This is a genomic window from Novosphingobium sp. 1529 (assembly GCF_040544855.1).
Lineage (GTDB): Bacteria > Pseudomonadota > Alphaproteobacteria > Sphingomonadales > Sphingomonadaceae > Novosphingobium > Novosphingobium capsulatum.
In genome coordinates, this window is sequence record NZ_JBEPKW010000014.1 from 1 (window position 1) to 16,971 (window position 16,971).

Genomic DNA, 16,971 nt, shown 5'->3' on the forward strand with positions numbered 1-16,971 from the left:
GTCTTGTCCGGCGCCTCGGCCAGCAGGCGGTGCTTGCCTTCGCGCGAGGGACGCTTGCCTCCCTTGGATTTGCCACCCCTGCCGCCGCCTCCAGGCCGCCCTTGCCGAAATCGTCCTTCGAGGGCGGGATATGCGAATTCTTCGAGGTCCTGTGCGGCTTGCCCACCAGCGCCTCCAGTTCCGAAATCCGCGCAGCCATCCGCTCGATCATCTCATGCTGCGCAAGCAGCAGATCGTTCTTCTCGGCCTCGGTCAGGACATGAAGCGGGGGCGGTGCCATGGGTAGTTTGAATCATCGCCTGCCCCCACGCGCAAGCCCTTTTTGCCAACCACCTGAGCAGTTACGCGGCCGCGGCAGATGACAACGCGAGACGAATCCTTACTGGAACCGAACGTTATCACGATCGGTTCGACGTATTATTATAATAGATCAAAATTTTCGACAACTACAGGCAAGATAAAAGTTTGTCCCGTACAGCATTGGTATTCCGCTCGGTGAAACGAGACAAGAAGAAACAAGCAGACAGAATAATGACCACCAGGAAAAATAGCCACCCTATAGATAGCAAGTTTGGCCTTTGGGCAAAAGGTATGCCAAAGACAACTTTCGCCACCGCTACAGCAAACAAGACCATCGGAAAATGGAACAGGTAGGTCGAGTATGAAAAATCTGCCAATGTCCGATGCAAGACACCAAAGGCAAGTGGCCGCTGCCGATTTGAGCAAGCCACAGTAGCGATTGCGAAACCAAGTCCAACGATGAAATCGTTGAAAGCGAACACCAGCTGGCTGCCCCCACTAGCACCGGTGGATGGATGCTGAATGCGCACGTAAGTCAGTACACTGAACATAATCACCAGCCCCAACCAAAATGGCGGCTTCCACAGATTTGACCTGTTGTATAGGCAGGCCATAATCCCCATAAGCCAAATTGGTGCAAGCATGATAATTTCATGAGGCAAGTTCGTAATGATGACTACAAACACCACCGCTCCAACCACGCGAGCGACAACATGACGCCGAGTCGCGGCGACCATCACTGCGGCAAATAAGCAATAATACCACCACTCATAAGCAAGGCTCCACAATGGACCATTGCTCCCGAAAACATGAACGATGCTTCCATCGAGCGTTTGTAACATAAGAATGTTACCGAGAAACGTCCGGATGTTTAGGTTATCTGCGACAACGAATTGCAACGAAGCAATCGGACTAGTGGCGCCCGCGTTATAGATCGCATCCTGGTTGAGAAATCTAAGCCCGATTAGATCGAGAAGTCCACAGAGGACCAACGCCGGGATCAACACGGTGTATATGCGGCTGGCACGGTGGGCGGCAAAGCGCGCCAGATGAAAGCCGCGCTCGGGAAGGCGGGTTACTGTTAGCCCCCCTACCAGATATCCGCTGATGACAAAAAAGATCATCACGGCAGCATGGCCGAAACCGGTGACAAAATAGATCAATTTGAAAAGGATGCCGCGGACCTCGGTTTGATTGGGGCTCAGTAATATCAGGAGCCGCACGTGATAGATCAGCACCATTAGTGCGGCGATCCAGCGGGAGGCGTCGAAAAATGATGAAAGCCCTTTGCTCACCGTGTCGAGACCTCATAGAGACGATCAGCGACGAACGCGCTTGACCATGAAGCGGAGTGGGTTGCCACTGCGTGCGGCTGCGAACAAAATAAGATCAAATTGTCTGCGCATGCCATGACGCGTTCCCTGCGATTTATTCGGCGATGCCGCAATTAGCAGGGACCATCAAGACGTTTGGCACACCTGCTCATGCCCTGACAGGCTCCGGAAACTGGCGTAGCAGAGATCAGCTTCGGCCTCGCTTTTTGCTTTTTTCCAGCCCCCGGCGTCAGGCAATCTTGCTGGCGAGGCCTGGCGCTGTGAGGCACTTTCCTATGCTGCCTGCAATAGTTTTGCCACGGCAAGGAGGTGGGGAGACGGTGGCAGCGCGTATGAACAACTATCCGGCGTGCTGCCGACCAGGGCAGCGGATTTTGCGCGTAGTATTGCAGGTCTTTGTTCATCCGAACACGGACGTCGACAATTGATGGCCGATTGCAAGTCGGCAGGTGATTTGGGTCGATGCAGGGTGGCATCCATTTCGGTTGTGGGCGCGACGAAGGACGCGACATCGCGGTTCTTCTCTACCCCAGCCTCGTCTGATGCCACCCACATGCGCTCCAACGTAGTCTATCCGGACCATTTGTCCTGCGGCGGATGGCATGGGCAAGCTCCGGTTAGCGCAACAGGCGCTAGCGGATTTCATAAGGCCATGGAGCATTTGGCACAGCCTGCTTCCCAACTGCTGAACTGCTAAAGCGGCCCCGCGCCCAGGACGGTGGTCAAGGCATAAGTGGCACTCCTGCGCTTCTCGCCGCGAAACTGGCACCCGACATTGCGCATTCTAAGCCGCTACAGCCATCATCTCCGAGGGCACGGTCATCTTTGGGCAGAAGCATTTCGCGGGGGCCTGGAAGGGCCAACCAGCCGATAGCACTCAACCCGTTTTACGAACAAACCATCACACTCCATGGTATTGGCGATACCAGTCAACGAAACGCGTCACGCCTTCGCGAACCGGGGTCGCGGGCTTATATCCCAGTTCGCGTTCGAGATCGGACACGTCAGCAAAGGTGTCGGGTACGTCACCAGCCTGCAACGGCAGCAGATTGCGCTCTGCCTTGCGCCCGAGCGCCTCTTCCAGCGCTTCGATATAGGCCGTGAGCTTGACCGGGGCATTGTTGCCAATGTTGTAGATTCGATAGGGCGCGTCCGAGGTGGCTGGATCCGGTTTCATCGCATCCCACGCCGGATCGGGACTGGCAGGGCGATCCAGCGCGCGGATCACCCCGGCAACGATATCGTCGACATAAGTGAAATCGCGCGTGTGGTTGCCGTGGTTGAACACGTTGATGGGCGTGCCATCGAGAATGGCCCGGGCGAACAGGAACAGCGCCATGTCCGGCCGGCCCCAGGGGCCGTAGACCGTGAAGAAGCGCAGGCCAGTGGTCGGCAGTCGATAGAGATGGCTGTAGCTGTGCGCCATCAGCTCGTTGGCCTTCTTGGTGGCCGCGTAGAACTGCAGGGGATGGTCCACGCCGACGTGCTCGCTGAACGGCATCGCCTTGTTGGCGCCATAGACCGAACTGGTTGAGGCATAGACGAGATGCTCGATCCCACCATGGCGGCACGCCTCGAGGATATTGGTAAAGCCCACGATGTTGCTTTCGACATAGGCGTGGGGATTTTCGATCGAATAGCGCACGCCCGCCTGTGCCGCGAGATTGACCACGCGGCGCACCCCGCCTTGGGCAAACGCTTCCTCTACCGCGGCGCGATCGGCCAGATTGGCGCGAAAGAAGCGATAGGGCGATCCGGTACGAGCGGCGGTTTCCGCAAGGATCTTGAGCCGCGCTTCCTTGATGGCAGGATCATAGTAATCGTTGACCACGTCCAGACCGACCACGGCATCGCCGCGTTCGAGCAAGGTCTTGGCGGTGTGAAAGCCGATGAAGCCGGCATTGCCGGTAACCAGGGTAGCCAAGCCGCATCTCCATTTTCGGGCAACAACGCCGCGCGCTCGCTCCCGCCATAGCCGGCAGAAGCGAACAAAGTGTAACGCACGCCCGCGTCTGGGAAAGCGGTCAGCTGGCCTTCTTGGCGACGTTGAACGTGCCGGTAACGCGGCCGCTCGATGTCGTGGTCGTGCCGCCCGTACCGCTCGGCGCGCCGCCGCTGCGCCCATCCACGCTCGAAAGCCCGGTGTTGAGGTCGATCACCAAGCGGCCGCCGTTGAGCGTATCCTTGCCCCGGCGCAGCGCGACGTTACCAACCATGGTGATGATCTTGCGCGGAATATCATAGACGGCAGTGTTGCCGCTGGCGCGCTGGTCGCCTCGTGTCACCACCACGCCGCCGGCCGCATCGATGCGCTGCACCTGCACCGTCTGCGCATCGGTATAGGCGAGCGTCGTACGCGCTGCCTGGAGCCGTAAGTCTTCCTGGGTGATATCGACATTGCCGGTCAGCACCACGCGCTTCTGCTTGTCCTGCAACTCCATGCGGTCTGCACCGAAATTCACCGGCGCGTTGGAGTTGTGCTTGCCAAAGGTCTGCGCATCGATATGCGAAGCCCCGGCCACCACCGCGGCCGACAGGGCAAAGCCGCAGGCCAGCGAACGCAGTGCCAGAACCCGCGTGGACACGCGACCAGTGGTGCGCGGCGAGGAAGGAAGCGGGTCAATCATCTTCAGCGTTGTCCTCATCGAATCGCGCGGTACGGCGTGACAAGCCTCAGGGTTTGGCCGGCAGCGGCAGCTTGCCCTGATCCATCCGCATGTGGGCATGCCCTTCCAGCGTAACAACCCGATCGTCAAGATTGGCAACGATGCGGTCTGCTGAAAAAGTGCCGGTGGGCAGGCGGCCATCGACGTGCCCATCGCTGACCAGTTGCCGCTTTGTCAGGTCGATCGAGGCACCGTCGGTGATCATGCGATAGCCGTCAGAGCTTTCGAAATTGACCACGCCCGGCACCTTGATGAATTGCTTACCGAAATCATAGGCGCCTTGTTGCGCCGTCAGGATCGCAGGGCCATTCTTGAGCATGACGCGAGCGGTCACATCCTTGAGTTGGACCACATCCTGCGCGGCCGAATGCTGCACAGCGTTGCCGGCGGTTACCGAGAAGGTCCGCCCCTTGTTATCTGCGCCGCGATACATCGCGCTGACGACCTTGAGGCGATCCTGCACCACCGCCACCTTGGTGCGATCAAGCAAAAAGCTGATCTCGCCGCGCGGGGCCAGTGGGCTCAACACCATCACCGCCAAGAGCACACCGATCAAGCCAGGCAACACTATGGCCAGCACGCGCACGGTGCGATCATGCCGCCCGCCCGGTGCCGCCATGTGCCGACGGCGGCTGCGCATCTGTTCTGCCTGGATAGTCATGGCGTAAAGATCATGGCAGGTGCAGGCTTACTCGTGGCTGAAGATATCGCGGTCGGCCCAGCCAGCGATGTCGAGCAGGGCCCGTGTCGGCAGAAAGTCGAAACAGGCCTGGGCGATCTCGGAACGCTTTTCGCGTGCGAGGCGTTCCACGAGAATGGTATGGGCCCCATGAAGATAGCGCACATCGGACGCGGCGTATTCGAGTTGAGCTTCACTCAGCACCGCCCCGCCCCAATCGCTGGACTGCTGCTGTTTGGAAAGCTCCTTGCCCAGCAGCTCCCGCACGAGATCTTTCAAGCCATGCCGGTCCGTATAAGTCCGTACCAGCTTGGAGGCGATCTTGGTGCAGAACACTGGCGTTGCCATCACACCGAGGTAATGGTGGATGGCCGCCAGATCGAAACGAGCGAAGTGGTAGAGCTTGAGACGGGTCGGATCAGACAGGACCGCGCAAAGGTTCGGAGCTGCGTAATCGCTGCCCACGTTGAAACGCACCAGATGTTCGTCACCCTGTCCGTCGGAAATCTGCACCACGCAAAGCCGATCGCGTGGCGTGATCAACCCCATCGTCTCGGTATCGACAGCTACGATGCCCGGCGCCAGCAAATCAGCGGAAGGCAGGTCTTGTTCATGCAGATAAACGGCCATGTCCGCGTGCTTAGGCCGGTTCAGCGCGACCGGCAAGCCCAAGGGCTCTCCCCTTCAGCTGGGCACGCGAATTCGCTCGCAATGCGAAAAATGCGGCGCGGCGCACAATCGCGATTCCGTGTTGCAGCGTATTGTCCGTTGCAGCTCTCTACACCGTCCTCTAGAATTGGGCGGCGGTGCCGCATCAGCCCGCCGGAAAGGCACGTCTTTCCAACGCAGCATTTAACTCGGCAGACTAAGACAAGTTGTCGTAAAGCGCCAGAAAATGGCACTTGGGACCAAGCAATCAGGAACGTCTAAGACCATGATCACACCGGTTATTCTGTGCGGCGGCAATGGCACCCGTTTGTGGCCCCGTTCGCGCAAGGCAAAGCCCAAGCCGTTCTTGCCGCTGGTCGGTGATACGACCCTTTTCGAAGCTTCAGTGCTGCGCTGCAACATCGAAGCTGGCTTTTCGCCGCCGATCGTGGTTACCGGCGCGCAACATCTCGATCATGTGGTCGACCAGTTGCCTGATCCGGCCGCCAGCCAGATCATCGTGGAACCGGAAGGCAAGAACACCGCAGCGGCCATCGCGCTCGCTGCGCTGCGCCTGCCGGGCGATGCGATCATGCTGGTCTGCCCAAGCGATCACCATATCGGCGATTGCGATGCCTTTCAGGCTTCGGCCAAGGCTGCGGCCAAGCTGGCCGCCGACGACTGGCTGGTATCCTTCGGCATTGCCGCCACCACCCCGGAAACGGGTTTTGGCTATCTCAAGCAAGGCGATCCGATCGAAGGCAGCGGCGGCCGCAAGGTGGAACGCTTTGTCGAAAAGCCGGATCTTGAACGCGCTCAAGCCTTCCTCGCGGATGGTGGTTATGCTTGGAACGGTGGCATCTTTGCCTTCCGCGCCGGCCATTTCCTCCACGAACTCGACAAGCACCGCCCCGATATTGCCGGTGCGGTGCGCGCGGCGGTGGACAAGGGCCGTGCCGACGGCAACGCCTTCCATCCTGATCCGGCCGAGTTTGCCAAGATCGCGGGCGAATCGGTGGACTATGCCGTGATGGAAAAGACCGACCGCGCCGCCATGGTGCCGGCAACGATGGCCTGGTCCGATATCGGCAACTGGCAGGCACTGCACGAAGCGCTCGACAAGGACGACGTGGGCAATGCCACCAAGGGCCGGGTCGAATTGAAGAACTGCAGCAATGTGCTGGTTCACACCGATGGCCCGCGCGTGTCGGTGGTCGGTGCCAGCAATCTCATCGTAGTCGTCGATGGCGACGAAATCCTGGTGTGCACGCCCGAAGGCGCGCAACTTGTCGGCAAACTGCAAGGGGCCGCCAACCAATGAGCAAGCTGCCGATCCGCGAAGTTGAAAAGCCCTGGGGCAAGGATGTTCTTCCCGCCCCGTTCTCCGCGCCCGAAGGCAAGCGCATCGGCGAGATTTGGTTCGAACCGCCGGCCGATGCTCCCAACCTGCTGGTGAAGTACATCTTCACCAGCGAGAAGCTTTCGGTCCAGGTTCACCCGAGCGATGCGCAAGCGGCAGCTGCGGGCGAAAAGGACCGGGGCAAGGAAGAATGCTGGCTGGTCATCGCTGCTGAACCCGGGGCCACACTGGGCGTCGGCTTCAAGGGCCATGTCGACCATGACACCATGCGTGCGGCAGCGCTCGATGGCAGCATCGAGGACATGCTGGTGTGGCACCCGGTCAAGCCGGGCGATTTCTTCTATATCCCGGCCAACACGGTGCACGCGATTGGCGCCGGCGTGAGCGTGATCGAGATCCAGCAGAACAGCGACATTACCTATCGCCTCTATGACTATGGCCGCCCGCGCGAATTGCATCTCGATGCCGGCATCGCTGTGTCGCGTGGCGAACCGCTCGATCCCGCACTGCACCGGCACATTCCCGATACCGGCACTGTGGAACTGGCGCGTGGCGCCTATTTCACAGCGCACCGGCTGCAGGGCGTACCCGACGCGGCGCTGCGTGCCGAATATGCCGGCCCATTGTTGGTCATCCCGCGCAGCGGCAGCGTCACGCTGGGCGACGACGTGCTGAATCCAGGCGACTGCGCTTCGGCAGCAAGCATCGATGCACTGACGTTCGATCCCCAGGGCCAGGCCATCATCGTGCGTCCCGCCACCTGATTGAAGATAGCGCGCATCGCCTTGTCCGTGATAGGCCCGGGGCATGAGCGCTTCTTCGGTTCCTGATAGCTGGGCTGCGGCCCTTGATCCTGTCCTGGCCAGCCGCCCCTTACGGGCCCTCGGCGGTTTCCTGAAAGCAGAGGAAGCCGCAGGCAAGACAATCTATCCGCCACGGGGCGAGCGACTTGCCGCGCTGGAGTTGACGCCGCTTCCGGCCGTGAAAGTGGTGATCCTGGGGCAGGATCCTTACCATGGCCCGGGCCAGGCGATGGGGCTGGCCTTCTCGGTGCAGCGCGGGCTGAAAGTGCCGCCCAGCCTGGTCAACATCTACAAGGAACTGGAAAGCGATCTGGGCCTGCCCCGGCCGGCCCATGGCAATCTCACTCACTGGGCCCGGCAGGGTGTTCTACTGCTCAACAACGCATTGACGGTGGAGGCAGGCCAAGCCGGATCGCACCAGGGCAAGGGGTGGGAAGAATTCACCGATGCGGCGGTTGCCGCCGTGGCAGCGCGGCCTGATCCCATCGTGTTCCTGCTGTGGGGCAGCCACGCCCAGAAAAAGGCCGCGCGCGTGCCCGGCCTCGCCTCTGGTGCGCATCTCGTGCTCAAGGCGCCGCATCCCAGCCCGCTGTCGGCCCATGCCGGATTCTTCGGCTGCCGCCATTTCAGCAAGACCAACGCCTTCCTGGAGAGCCACGGACAGGCGCCGATCGACTGGCGGGTCGATCCATGAATGCCCCGACCGGCGCCGATTCGGTTGGGCCCAATTGGTCGCTGCCGGCGATGCGGCAGGCCCAGGCCCTGGCCTGGACCGCCGTGGAGCGGATTGCCTCGGCCATGCACCCTGGCCTGCGCGAGAGCGAGGCAAGAGCGATCGGCCAAGCCGTTCTTGGCGAACTGGGCATGGGCGAGGCCTGGCACCCGATGATGGTGCGTTTTGGTGCCAACACCTTGCGCGTCTTCAGCGACCGTGGCGGCGAAGACCTCGCACTTGGCCAGGACGACATCTTTTTCATCGACATCGGCCCCGTTCTCCTGGGCCATGAGGCCGATGTCGGCGCCAGCTATGCGGTGGGCGAAGACCCGGACATGCACGCCTGCGCCGCGGCCGCGCGCGACCTGTGGCACCGCGTGGCCGCCATCTGGAATCACGGCGCGATCCGCGGCACCGCGCTCTATGCACGGGCAGCGGAAGAAGCGGCGGCCATGGGGTGGCAACTCAACCTCGACGTGCGCGGCCACCGCGTGGCCGATTACCCCCACCCCTCACGCCTAGCGGGCAAGCTCGGCAATCTTGACAGCCTGCCCACCGCTGGCCTGTGGATCCTGGAAATCCAGATCCGCCACCCCACCCGGGCGTTCGGGGCGTTCTACGAAGACCTGTTGGTCTAGATGGCTCAACCCAGGCCGCGCACCAGGGCATCGAGCCCGGTCGTGAACGCAGCGGGAAAATCCATCATCGCGTGCAGATGATCGCGCATCGGACCATTGGCTTCGAAGGTCGCCCAGCCCAGCGTGAACGAAATCACCGCAGCCTGATAGGCCAGGGCCTGCTCCTGCGTGAGGCCCAGCGCCACCACTGGGGCGGCGATGCGGCGGGCCTGCTCCTCAACAGATCCCTGCGCTACCGGATGCGCCCCGGCGCACAGGTGCACGCCATCGCGATGCGCCGCCAGGCTGCCGCGCAGTGCTGCCCCGAAAGCGCGTAGCCAGGCGCGCCAGTCTCCCTGCACATCACCGACGCCGGCATAGCCGGCGGCATAGATCGCGCTCGCCATCAACCCGAGCAGTTCGCCCTTGTCTCGCACATGCCAATAGAGCGCGGGCGCCTGAACGCCCAGGCGCGCCGCCAATCGCCGCATGCTCAGCCGATCCAGCCCCTCGTCCTCCAGGAGGACAAACGCCGTCGTCACGAGGTGGGCACGATCGAGGCTGCCTTGTGCTGGGGTCTTCATGCTTGCCGGGTTGACTCCTTAACACTGTTAAGTCAACCAAGATCAGACAGCAGAATCAAGGGGAGAGAGCCATGCCTTATGTGCGCAACGCCTGGTATGTCGCAGCGTGGAGCCAGGATATCGGCGTGCAGGTTCCGCAGGCCCTGACCATTCTGGACGAGCGGATCGTGCTGTGGCGCGATGCGACGGGGCAGCTCTTCGCCTTGGAGGACCGCTGCGTGCACCGTATGGCGCCGCTATCCCTCGGGCGCTGCGAAGGCGCCAATCTGCGCTGCATGTATCACGGCCTGCTGTTCAACGGCGCAGGGCAGGTCATCGCCATACCGGGCCAGGACGCGATACCGGCCCAGGCGCGGGTCAAGGCCTATCCCGTTGTCGAGCGCCATAGCTGGGTGTGGATCTGGCCAGGTGACCCGGTCCAGGCAGATCACACCTTGATTCCGCCGGCGGTCGGCCTCGATCATCCCGACTATGTGCTGGGCCATGGACAGTTGGACTATGCCGCGCCGGCCCGGCTCATCAACGACAATCTGCTCGATTTCAGCCACTTGTCGTTCGTGCATACGCAAAGTTTCGGCTCCGGACCCGAATTTGCCAACTCGCCTGCGCGCATTACCCCGATATCGCGCGGCGTACGCTACGAGCGCTGGATCGAAAACTCGTTGGGATCATCGGCGCGCAGTTCGGCAACGCCGATCGACAGCTACATGACCTATGATTTTCTGCTGCCGGGGGTGCTGCTGATGACCGGCGGAACCTTCCCACTGGGTACGGCAAAGGCCTGCGGCTACGGCCAACCCGACGATGCCCTGGCAACCGGCGGCATCACGTTCACCAGCCAGGCCGTGACACCGATGACCGAGACCACCGCCCGCTATTTCTTTTCCTGGGGTCCCCATCGCCGCTTTGGCGATGAAGCCTTGCGCGATCGGCTGATGGAAATGGCTGGCCAAGCCTTTGCCGAAGACAAGACCATGATCGAGGCGCAGCACCGGGTCATCGCGCAAACCGCGCATCCCCGGGTCATGCCCACCGTGCATGATCGCGGCATCACCTTGTTCAACCGCCTGGTCGAAAAGATGGCTGCCGCCGAACAAGCGGCTATCGCATAAGCAAAGGGCGCCCGTTGCGGGCGCCCTTCCTTTGGTTCGATGCTGCTGCGGCCGTTCAGCGCGGCAGCTCGGTCACGCCCATCAGCGCTTCGTCCACGGCGCGGGCGCACTGGCGACCTTCGCGGATCGCCCAGACCACCAGGCTCTGGCCACGGCGCATGTCGCCGCAAGCGAAGATGCCGTCCACGCTGGTCTTGTAATCGACCGTGTTGCCCTTGACGTTGCCGCGCGGATCAAGTTCCACGCCAGCCTGTTCGAGGAGGCCCTGCTTGCGCGGGCCGACAAAGCCCATGGCGAGCAGGATGAGATCGGCCTTGATCACGAATTCGCTGCCCGGCACTTCCTGCATCTTGCCGTCGACCCATACGACGCGCACGCATTCCAGGCCGGTCACGTCATTCTGGCCCACCACGCGCTTGGTCAGCACGGCGAATTCGCGGGTCACGCCTTCTTCGTGGCTGGACGAGGTGCGCAGCTTGAGCGGCCAGTTCGGCCAGGTCAGCGCCTTGTCTTCCTTTTCGGGCGGACGCGGCATGATTTCGAGCTGGGTCACCGAGAGGGCGCCCTGGCGGTTCGACGTGCCAACGCAGTCAGAGCCGGTGTCACCGCCGCCGATCACCACAACGTGCTTGCCCGTGGCAGTGAGCGAACCACGCGGCGCGGCGCGGATTTCATCGTCACCGGCCACGCGCTTGTTCTGCTGCGTCAGGAATTCCATGGCAAAGCGCACGCCCGGCAGTTCGAAGCCGGGGATGCCGATCGGCCGGGGATCTTCGGCGCCACCAGACAGCACCACGGCATCGAAGTTTTCCTTGAGCGAGTCGACCGACACGGTCACGCCCACTTCCACCGAGGTGCGGAAATCCACGCCTTCGGCCATCATCTGTACGAGACGACGGTTGATCAGGTGCTTTTCCATCTTGAAGTCGGGAATGCCGTAGCGAAGCAGGCCGCCAACGCGATCCGACTTTTCGAACACGGTCACCGAATGGCCAGCGCGCGCCAACTGCTGCGCGGCGGCCATGCCGGCCGGGCCCGAGCCGACCACTGCCACCGACTTGCCGGTCTTCTTCGCCGGCACCTGCGGCTCGATCCAGCCTTCCTTCCAGCCCTTGTCGACGATGGCGCATTCGATCGACTTGATGGTGACCGGCTGGTCGACAATGTTGAGCGTGCAGGCGGCCTCGCACGGGGCGGGGCAGACGCGGCCGGTAAATTCGGGGAAATTGTTGGTCGAGTGCAGGTTGTCCAGCGCCTCGCGCCAGTCGCTTTCGTAGACCAGGTGGTTCCAGTCCGGGATCTGGTTGTTCACCGGACAGCCGTTGTGACAATAGGGAATGCCGCAGTTCATGCAGCGCGAGGCCTGGCCCTTGAGCGAGGCTTCGTCATGGGGAACGATGAACTCGCGATAGTGCTTGAGGCGCTCGGCCGGGGCGTCATAGCCCCGGTCCTTGCGATCGAGTTCGAGAAAGCCGGTTGCCTTACCCATTGTATTCTATTCCTTATTCCGCAGCGACCGACGCGGCTTCAAGGCGTTCAGCCTCAAGCTGGCGGAGCGCACGCGCATAGTCGCGCGGCATGACCTTGACGAAACGCACCACTTCCTGATCCCAGTTGTCGAGGATCGCGCGGGCCCGCTTGGACCCGGTATGAAGCAGGTGGCGCTCGATCAGCACGCGCAGACGATCGGCATCATGGCGCAGCATGTCACCCATGCCGAAGTCGTTGACGTCCACTCCACGCTGTTGCGGGCGGCCGGCACCGTCGTCTTCGTCGCGGTCAGCCGAAACCGGCAGCACGTCGACCATGGCACCGTTGACGAGCGAGGCAAAGTTACCGTCCATGTCATAGACATAGGCCACGCCGCCAGACATCCCGGCGGCAAAGTTGCGGCCGGTCTTGCCCAGCACGACGACGACGCCCCCGGTCATGTATTCGCAGCCATGGTCGCCTGTGCCTTCGACCACCGCGAGGGCGCCCGAATTGCGCACGGCAAAGCGTTCGCCGCCCACGCCGTTGAAGAACGCTTCCCCGGCAATCGCACCATAGAGCACGGTGTTGCCGACGATGATGTTCTCGGCTGCCTCGCGGTCGACATGCGCCGGCTGGCGCACGATCACCCGGCCACCCGACAGGCCCTTGCCGACATAGTCGTTGGCATCACCGACCAGATCGAGCGTGACACCATGGGCGAGGAATGCGGCGAACGACTGGCCCGCCACGCCCTTGAACGCGATGTTGATCGTGTTGTCGGGCAGGCCGGCGTGGCCATAGCGCCGCGCCACTTCGCCCGAGAGCATCGCGCCCACGGTGCGGTTGACGTTAATCACCGGGCGTTCGATGCGCACCGCCTCGCCCGCTTCCAGCGCCGGTGCGGCCGCCGCGATCAGATCGTTGTCGAGCGCGGCATCAAGGCCGTGATCCTGATGACCGGTCCAGTTGAGGCTGGTCCCTGCCACCGGCTCCACCTTGTGCAGCAGGCGCGTGAGATCGACGCCCTGGGCCTTCCAGTTGGCGACGACCTTGCGGGTATCGAGCCGGTCAACCCGGCCGACCATCTCGGCAATGGTGCGGAAGCCCATCTCGGCCATGATCGCGCGCAGCTCTTCGGCAACGAAGAAGAAGTAGTTGATCACGTGCTCGGGCTGGCCGGTGAAGCGCGCGCGCAGCACCGGGTCCTGCGTGGCCACGCCCACCGGGCAGGTGTTGAGGTGGCACTTGCGCATCATGATGCACCCGGCCGCGATCAGCGGCGCGGTGGCAAAGCCGAACTCGTCGGCGCCGAGCAACGCGGCGATCGCCACGTCGCGGCCCGTGCGCAGGCCGCCATCGGCCTGCACGCAGATGCGGCTGCGCAGGTTGTTGAGCAGCAGGGTCTGCTGGGTTTCCGCCAGGCCGATTTCCCACGGGCTGCCGGCATGCGTCAGCGAGGTCAGCGGCGAAGCGCCGGTCCCGCCTTCATAGCCCGAGATCGTGACATGGTCGGCACGCGCCTTGGACACGCCCGCAGCCACGGTGCCCACGCCCACTTCCGACACCAGCTTTACCGAGACGCGCGCCTTGGTGTTCACGTTCTTGAGATCGTGAATCAGCTGGGCAAGGTCTTCGATCGAATAGATGTCGTGGTGCGGCGGCGGCGAGATCAGGCCAACACCCGGCGTCGAGTGGCGGGTCTTGCCGATCACCTTGTCGACCTTGTCACCCGGCAGCTGGCCACCTTCACCGGGCTTGGCGCCCTGGGCCATCTTGATCTGGATGTCGTCGGCATTGACGAGGTATTCTGCGGTGACGCCAAAGCGGCCCGAAGCGACCTGCTTGATCGCCGAGCGCATCGAATCGCCGTTGGCCAGTGGCTTGAAGCGATCGGGTTCTTCCCCGCCCTCACCCGTGTTTGACTTGCCGCCGATGCGGTTCATCGCGATCGCCAGCGTGGTATGCGCCTCGCGGCTGATCGAGCCGAAGCTCATCGCGCCAGTGGCAAAGCGCTTGACGATCTCGCTGGCCGGCTCGACCTCATCGAGGCTGAGCGGCTTGTCGGCCGGCTTGAGCTCCATCAGGCCACGGATGGTGAGCATCCGTTCCGACTGGTCGTTGATCGTCTGGGCAAATTCCTTGTACTTTTCAGGAATGTTGCCGCGCACGGCGTGCTGCAGGCTGGCGATGTTGCCGGCCGTCCAGGCATGCTCTTCGCCGCGCAGGCGCAGCTGGTACATGCCGCCCACGTCGAGCATCTTCTTGTAGATCGGGTTGTCGCCATAGGCCGTGGCATGGCGGCGCACGGTTTCCTCGGCCACTTCCTTGAGACCGACGCCCTCGATCGAGGTGGCGGTGCCAGTGAAGTACTGGTCGATGAAGCCCGACGATAGGCCGACGGCGTCGAAGATCTGCGCGCCGCAATAGGACTGGTAGGTCGAGATGCCCATCTTGGACATGACCTTGAGGATGCCCTTGCCGATCGCCTTGATGTAGTTCTTCTGAACATCATAGGGCGTGAGCGGCAGGCCCTTGTCGACGCGGATCGCCTCGAGCGTTTCGAACGCCAGATAAGGGTTCACCGCCTCGGCGCCGTAGCCGGCGAGCACGCAGAAGTGATGCACTTCGCGCGCTTCGCCGGTTTCCACGACCAGCCCGGTCTGCATGCGCAGGCCCTGGCGCACCAGGTGATGGTGCACGGCGGCGGTCGCAAGCAGGGCCGGCATGGCGATGCGATCAGCGCCTTGCGCGCGGTCCGACAGGATCAGGATGTTCTTGTCGGCCAGCACCGCTTCGGTCGCCGCCCAGCACATTTCCTTGATCGCCATGGCCAGGCCATCGGCGCCCGAGGCCGCGTCCCAGGTGGTGTCGATCGTGGCGGTGCGGAACGCGCCATCGAGCGCGGCTTCGACCGAGCGGATCTTGGCCACGTCCTCGTTGGTGAGGATCGGCTGATCCACTTCCAGGCGCTTGTGGCTGCCGGCATCGTGGCCGAGCAGATTGGGGCGCGGGCCGATCATCGAGACGAGGCTCATCACCAGCTCCTCGCGGATCGGGTCGATCGGCGGGTTGGTGACCTGGGCGAAGTTCTGCTTGAAATAGTCGTAAAGCAGGCGCGAGCGCTTGGACAGCACGGCAATCGGCGTGTCGGTGCCCATCGAACCGATCGGGTCTTCGCCCACGGCCGCCATAGGCTCCAGGAACTTGGTGACGTCTTCCTGGGTGTAGCCAAAGGCCTGCTGGCGATCGAGCAGGCTGTCGGTCGACGCGGGCAGCGCCACCACTTCCGGCTCGACCACTTCGAGTTCCTTGAGCTTGTACTGGGCCGCGCCCAGCCATTCCTCGTAGGGCTCGGCGGCAGACAGCTCGGCCTTGAGCTCGTCGTCCTCGACGATGCGGCCCTGCTCCAGATCGATCAGCAGCATGCGGCCGGGCTGGAGGCGCCACTTGCGCACGATATCTTCCTCGCGGAACGGCAGCACGCCGCTTTCCGAGGCCATGCAGACGAGATCGTCACGCGTGATCGAGAAGCGCGCGGGACGCAGGCCATTGCGATCGAGCGTGGCACCGATCTGGCGACCGTCGGTGAAAGCCACCGCCGCCGGGCCGTCCCACGGCTCCATCAGCGCAGCGTGGTATTCATAGAACGCGCGGCGCTTGGCATCCATCAGCGCATTGCCGGCCCAGGCTTCGGGCATCAGCATCATCATCGCATGGGCTATGCCATAGCCACCCGCGACCAGCAGCTCGAGCGCGTTGTCGAGGCTGGCGGTGTCGGACTGGCCATGCGGGATCAGCGGCCACATCTTGTCGAGATCCGGGCCGAGCAGCTCGGATTCCATGGTGCGGCGGCGGGCGTTCATCCAGTTGACGTTGCCGCGCACGGTGTTGATTTCACCGTTGTGCGCCACGAAGCGGAACGGATGCGCCAGCTTCCAGCTGGGGAAGGTGTTGGTGGAAAAGCGCTGGTGCACCAGGCCGAGTGCCGAAACGCAGTCCGGGTTGCGCAGATCGTCATAGAACGAGCCGACCTGGCCAGCGAGCAGCAGCCCCTTGTACACGATCGTACGCGAGGAGAAGCTGGGCATGTACAGCTCGGTCACGCCGGGCAGGCCATGCTTTTCGGCCATGGCCGCCAGCGGGTTCTGCGTCTGCTTGCGGATCGCCAGCAGCTTGCGTTCGAACGCGTCCTGGTCAGCGCAGTTTTCGCCGCGCTTGATGAAGCACTGGCGGATCACCGGCATCGAGGCGATCACGGTCTTGCCCAGGCCATCGAGCGTGGTCGGCACATCGCGCCAGCCGATCAGTTCCTGGCCTTCCTTGGCGATGAACTTCTCGAACTTTTCGATCACGAACGTGCGCGCGGCTTCATCCTGCGGCAGGAAGCACATCGCCACGGCATAGTCGCCCGGCTGCGGCAGTTCCTTGCCTTCGCCAGCCGCCCACTTGCGGAACAGCTGGTCGGGCAGCTGGATCAGCAGGCCGGCGCCATCGCCCAGCAGCGGATCGGCGCCCACGGCACCGCGGTGGTCGAGATTGCGGAGAATCTCCAGGGCTTGGCCAATAATCGCGTGGCTTTTGACGCCTTTGATGTGGGCAATAAAGCCCATGCCACATGCGTCATGCTCGTTACGCGGATCATACAGGCCCTGAACCGGCGGAAATCCCATCGCGTTGATC

The 16,971-nt window shown here is 62.6% G+C and carries 13 protein-coding genes and 1 pseudogene; 5 read left to right on the plus strand and 9 right to left on the minus strand.

Features of this window, described 5'->3' with window-relative positions; all coding sequences use genetic code 11:
• The 6 genes and pseudogenes from ABIC78_RS19155 to ABIC78_RS19180 all read right to left on the minus strand — a co-directional run.
• Positions 1-280: pseudogene (locus tag ABIC78_RS19155) on the minus strand (IS66 family transposase); the annotation flags it as partial.
• Positions 281-446: 166 nt separating this feature from the next.
• Positions 447-1,595 (minus strand): acyltransferase family protein, encoded by a 1,149-nt coding sequence (locus ABIC78_RS19160; RefSeq protein WP_171799653.1) that lies wholly within the window; start codon positions 1,593-1,595, stop codon positions 447-449.
• 940 nt (positions 1,596-2,535) lie between these two features.
• Positions 2,536-3,558, minus strand: a complete 1,023-nt coding sequence (locus ABIC78_RS19165) for an NAD-dependent epimerase (protein ID WP_022677453.1) — start codon at positions 3,556-3,558, stop codon at positions 2,536-2,538.
• 100 nt (positions 3,559-3,658) lie between these two features.
• Positions 3,659-4,261 carry an LptA/OstA family protein gene (locus ABIC78_RS19170; protein WP_354491444.1) on the minus strand — a complete coding sequence of 201 codons (603 nt, stop codon included), beginning with the start codon at positions 4,259-4,261 and terminating at the stop codon, positions 3,659-3,661.
• 46 nt (positions 4,262-4,307) lie between these two features.
• A complete protein-coding gene (gene lptC, locus ABIC78_RS19175; RefSeq protein WP_171799649.1) occupies positions 4,308-4,961 on the minus strand; it encodes an LPS export ABC transporter periplasmic protein LptC in 654 nt (217 codons plus the stop codon).
• Between the two features lie 27 nt (positions 4,962-4,988).
• The gene (locus tag ABIC78_RS19180) at positions 4,989-5,609 is read right to left on the minus strand and encodes a ribonuclease D (protein ID WP_354491446.1); all 621 of its coding nucleotides are present in this window, start codon (positions 5,607-5,609) and stop codon (positions 4,989-4,991) included.
• Between the two features lie 304 nt (positions 5,610-5,913).
• Between ABIC78_RS19180 and ABIC78_RS19185 the strand changes: the two genes are divergently transcribed.
• Genes ABIC78_RS19185 through ABIC78_RS19200 form a run of 4 tightly spaced genes read left to right on the plus strand, consistent with a single transcriptional unit; the run spans position 5,914 to position 9,143 of the window.
• Complete coding sequence (locus ABIC78_RS19185; protein WP_171799647.1) at positions 5,914-6,948, plus strand: mannose-1-phosphate guanylyltransferase; 1,035 nt, start codon at positions 5,914-5,916, stop codon at positions 6,946-6,948.
• The gene (locus ABIC78_RS19190) at positions 6,945-7,751 is read left to right on the plus strand and encodes a class I mannose-6-phosphate isomerase (protein ID WP_171799646.1); all 807 of its coding nucleotides are present in this window, start codon (positions 6,945-6,947) and stop codon (positions 7,749-7,751) included. Before ABIC78_RS19185 ends, ABIC78_RS19190 begins: the two co-directional genes overlap by 4 nt.
• Positions 7,752-7,794: 43 nt before the next feature.
• Positions 7,795-8,484 carry a uracil-DNA glycosylase gene (ung, locus tag ABIC78_RS19195; RefSeq protein ID WP_171799645.1) on the plus strand — a complete coding sequence of 230 codons (690 nt, stop codon included), beginning with the start codon at positions 7,795-7,797 and terminating at the stop codon, positions 8,482-8,484.
• Positions 8,481-9,143 carry a M24 family metallopeptidase gene (locus ABIC78_RS19200; protein ID WP_171799644.1) on the plus strand — a complete coding sequence of 221 codons (663 nt, stop codon included), beginning with the start codon at positions 8,481-8,483 and terminating at the stop codon, positions 9,141-9,143. Before ung ends, ABIC78_RS19200 begins: the two co-directional genes overlap by 4 nt.
• A 5-nt stretch (positions 9,144-9,148) precedes the next feature.
• Here the strand turns inward: ABIC78_RS19200 and ABIC78_RS19205 are convergent, their stop codons facing one another.
• The gene (locus tag ABIC78_RS19205) at positions 9,149-9,706 is read right to left on the minus strand and encodes a TetR family transcriptional regulator (protein WP_171799643.1); all 558 of its coding nucleotides are present in this window, start codon (positions 9,704-9,706) and stop codon (positions 9,149-9,151) included.
• A 71-nt stretch (positions 9,707-9,777) separates the two neighbouring features.
• Between ABIC78_RS19205 and ABIC78_RS19210 the strand changes: the two genes are divergently transcribed.
• The gene (locus ABIC78_RS19210) at positions 9,778-10,818 is read left to right on the plus strand and encodes a Rieske 2Fe-2S domain-containing protein (RefSeq protein ID WP_022677462.1); all 1,041 of its coding nucleotides are present in this window, start codon (positions 9,778-9,780) and stop codon (positions 10,816-10,818) included.
• Positions 10,819-10,873: 55 nt separating this feature from the next.
• Here the strand turns inward: ABIC78_RS19210 and ABIC78_RS19215 are convergent, their stop codons facing one another.
• On the minus strand, positions 10,874-12,307 hold the full coding sequence (locus ABIC78_RS19215) for a glutamate synthase subunit beta (protein ID WP_171799642.1): 1,434 nt from the start codon (positions 12,305-12,307) through the stop codon (positions 10,874-10,876).
• A gap of 13 nt (positions 12,308-12,320) precedes the next feature.
• Entirely contained in the window at positions 12,321-16,961 is a 4,641-nt protein-coding gene (gltB, locus tag ABIC78_RS19220) for a glutamate synthase large subunit (RefSeq protein WP_062787086.1), read from the minus strand.
• Between the last annotated feature and the right edge of the window lie 10 nt (positions 16,962-16,971).

What these genes read in the sequence shown, in the direction of transcription:
- ABIC78_RS19210 (WP_022677462.1), top strand. Translation starts at nt 9,778, where the DNA reads ATGCCTTATGTGCGCAACGCCTGGTATGTCGCAGCGTGGAGCCAGGAT.
- gltB (WP_062787086.1), bottom strand. Translation starts at nt 16,961, where the DNA reads ATGGGATTTCCGCCGGTTCAGGGCCTGTATGATCCGCGTAACGAGCAT.
- lptC (WP_171799649.1), bottom strand. Translation starts at nt 4,961, where the DNA reads ATGACTATCCAGGCAGAACAGATGCGCAGCCGCCGTCGGCACATGGCG.
- ABIC78_RS19180 (WP_354491446.1), bottom strand. Translation starts at nt 5,609, where the DNA reads ATGGCCGTTTATCTGCATGAACAAGACCTGCCTTCCGCTGATTTGCTG.
- ABIC78_RS19190 (WP_171799646.1), top strand. Translation starts at nt 6,945, where the DNA reads ATGAGCAAGCTGCCGATCCGCGAAGTTGAAAAGCCCTGGGGCAAGGAT.
- ABIC78_RS19185 (WP_171799647.1), top strand. Translation starts at nt 5,914, where the DNA reads ATGATCACACCGGTTATTCTGTGCGGCGGCAATGGCACCCGTTTGTGG.
- ABIC78_RS19200 (WP_171799644.1), top strand. Translation starts at nt 8,481, where the DNA reads ATGAATGCCCCGACCGGCGCCGATTCGGTTGGGCCCAATTGGTCGCTG.
- ABIC78_RS19215 (WP_171799642.1), bottom strand. Translation starts at nt 12,307, where the DNA reads ATGGGTAAGGCAACCGGCTTTCTCGAACTCGATCGCAAGGACCGGGGC.
- ABIC78_RS19170 (WP_354491444.1), bottom strand. Translation starts at nt 4,261, where the DNA reads ATGATTGACCCGCTTCCTTCCTCGCCGCGCACCACTGGTCGCGTGTCC.
- ung (WP_171799645.1), top strand. Translation starts at nt 7,795, where the DNA reads ATGAGCGCTTCTTCGGTTCCTGATAGCTGGGCTGCGGCCCTTGATCCT.
- ABIC78_RS19205 (WP_171799643.1), bottom strand. Translation starts at nt 9,706, where the DNA reads ATGAAGACCCCAGCACAAGGCAGCCTCGATCGTGCCCACCTCGTGACG.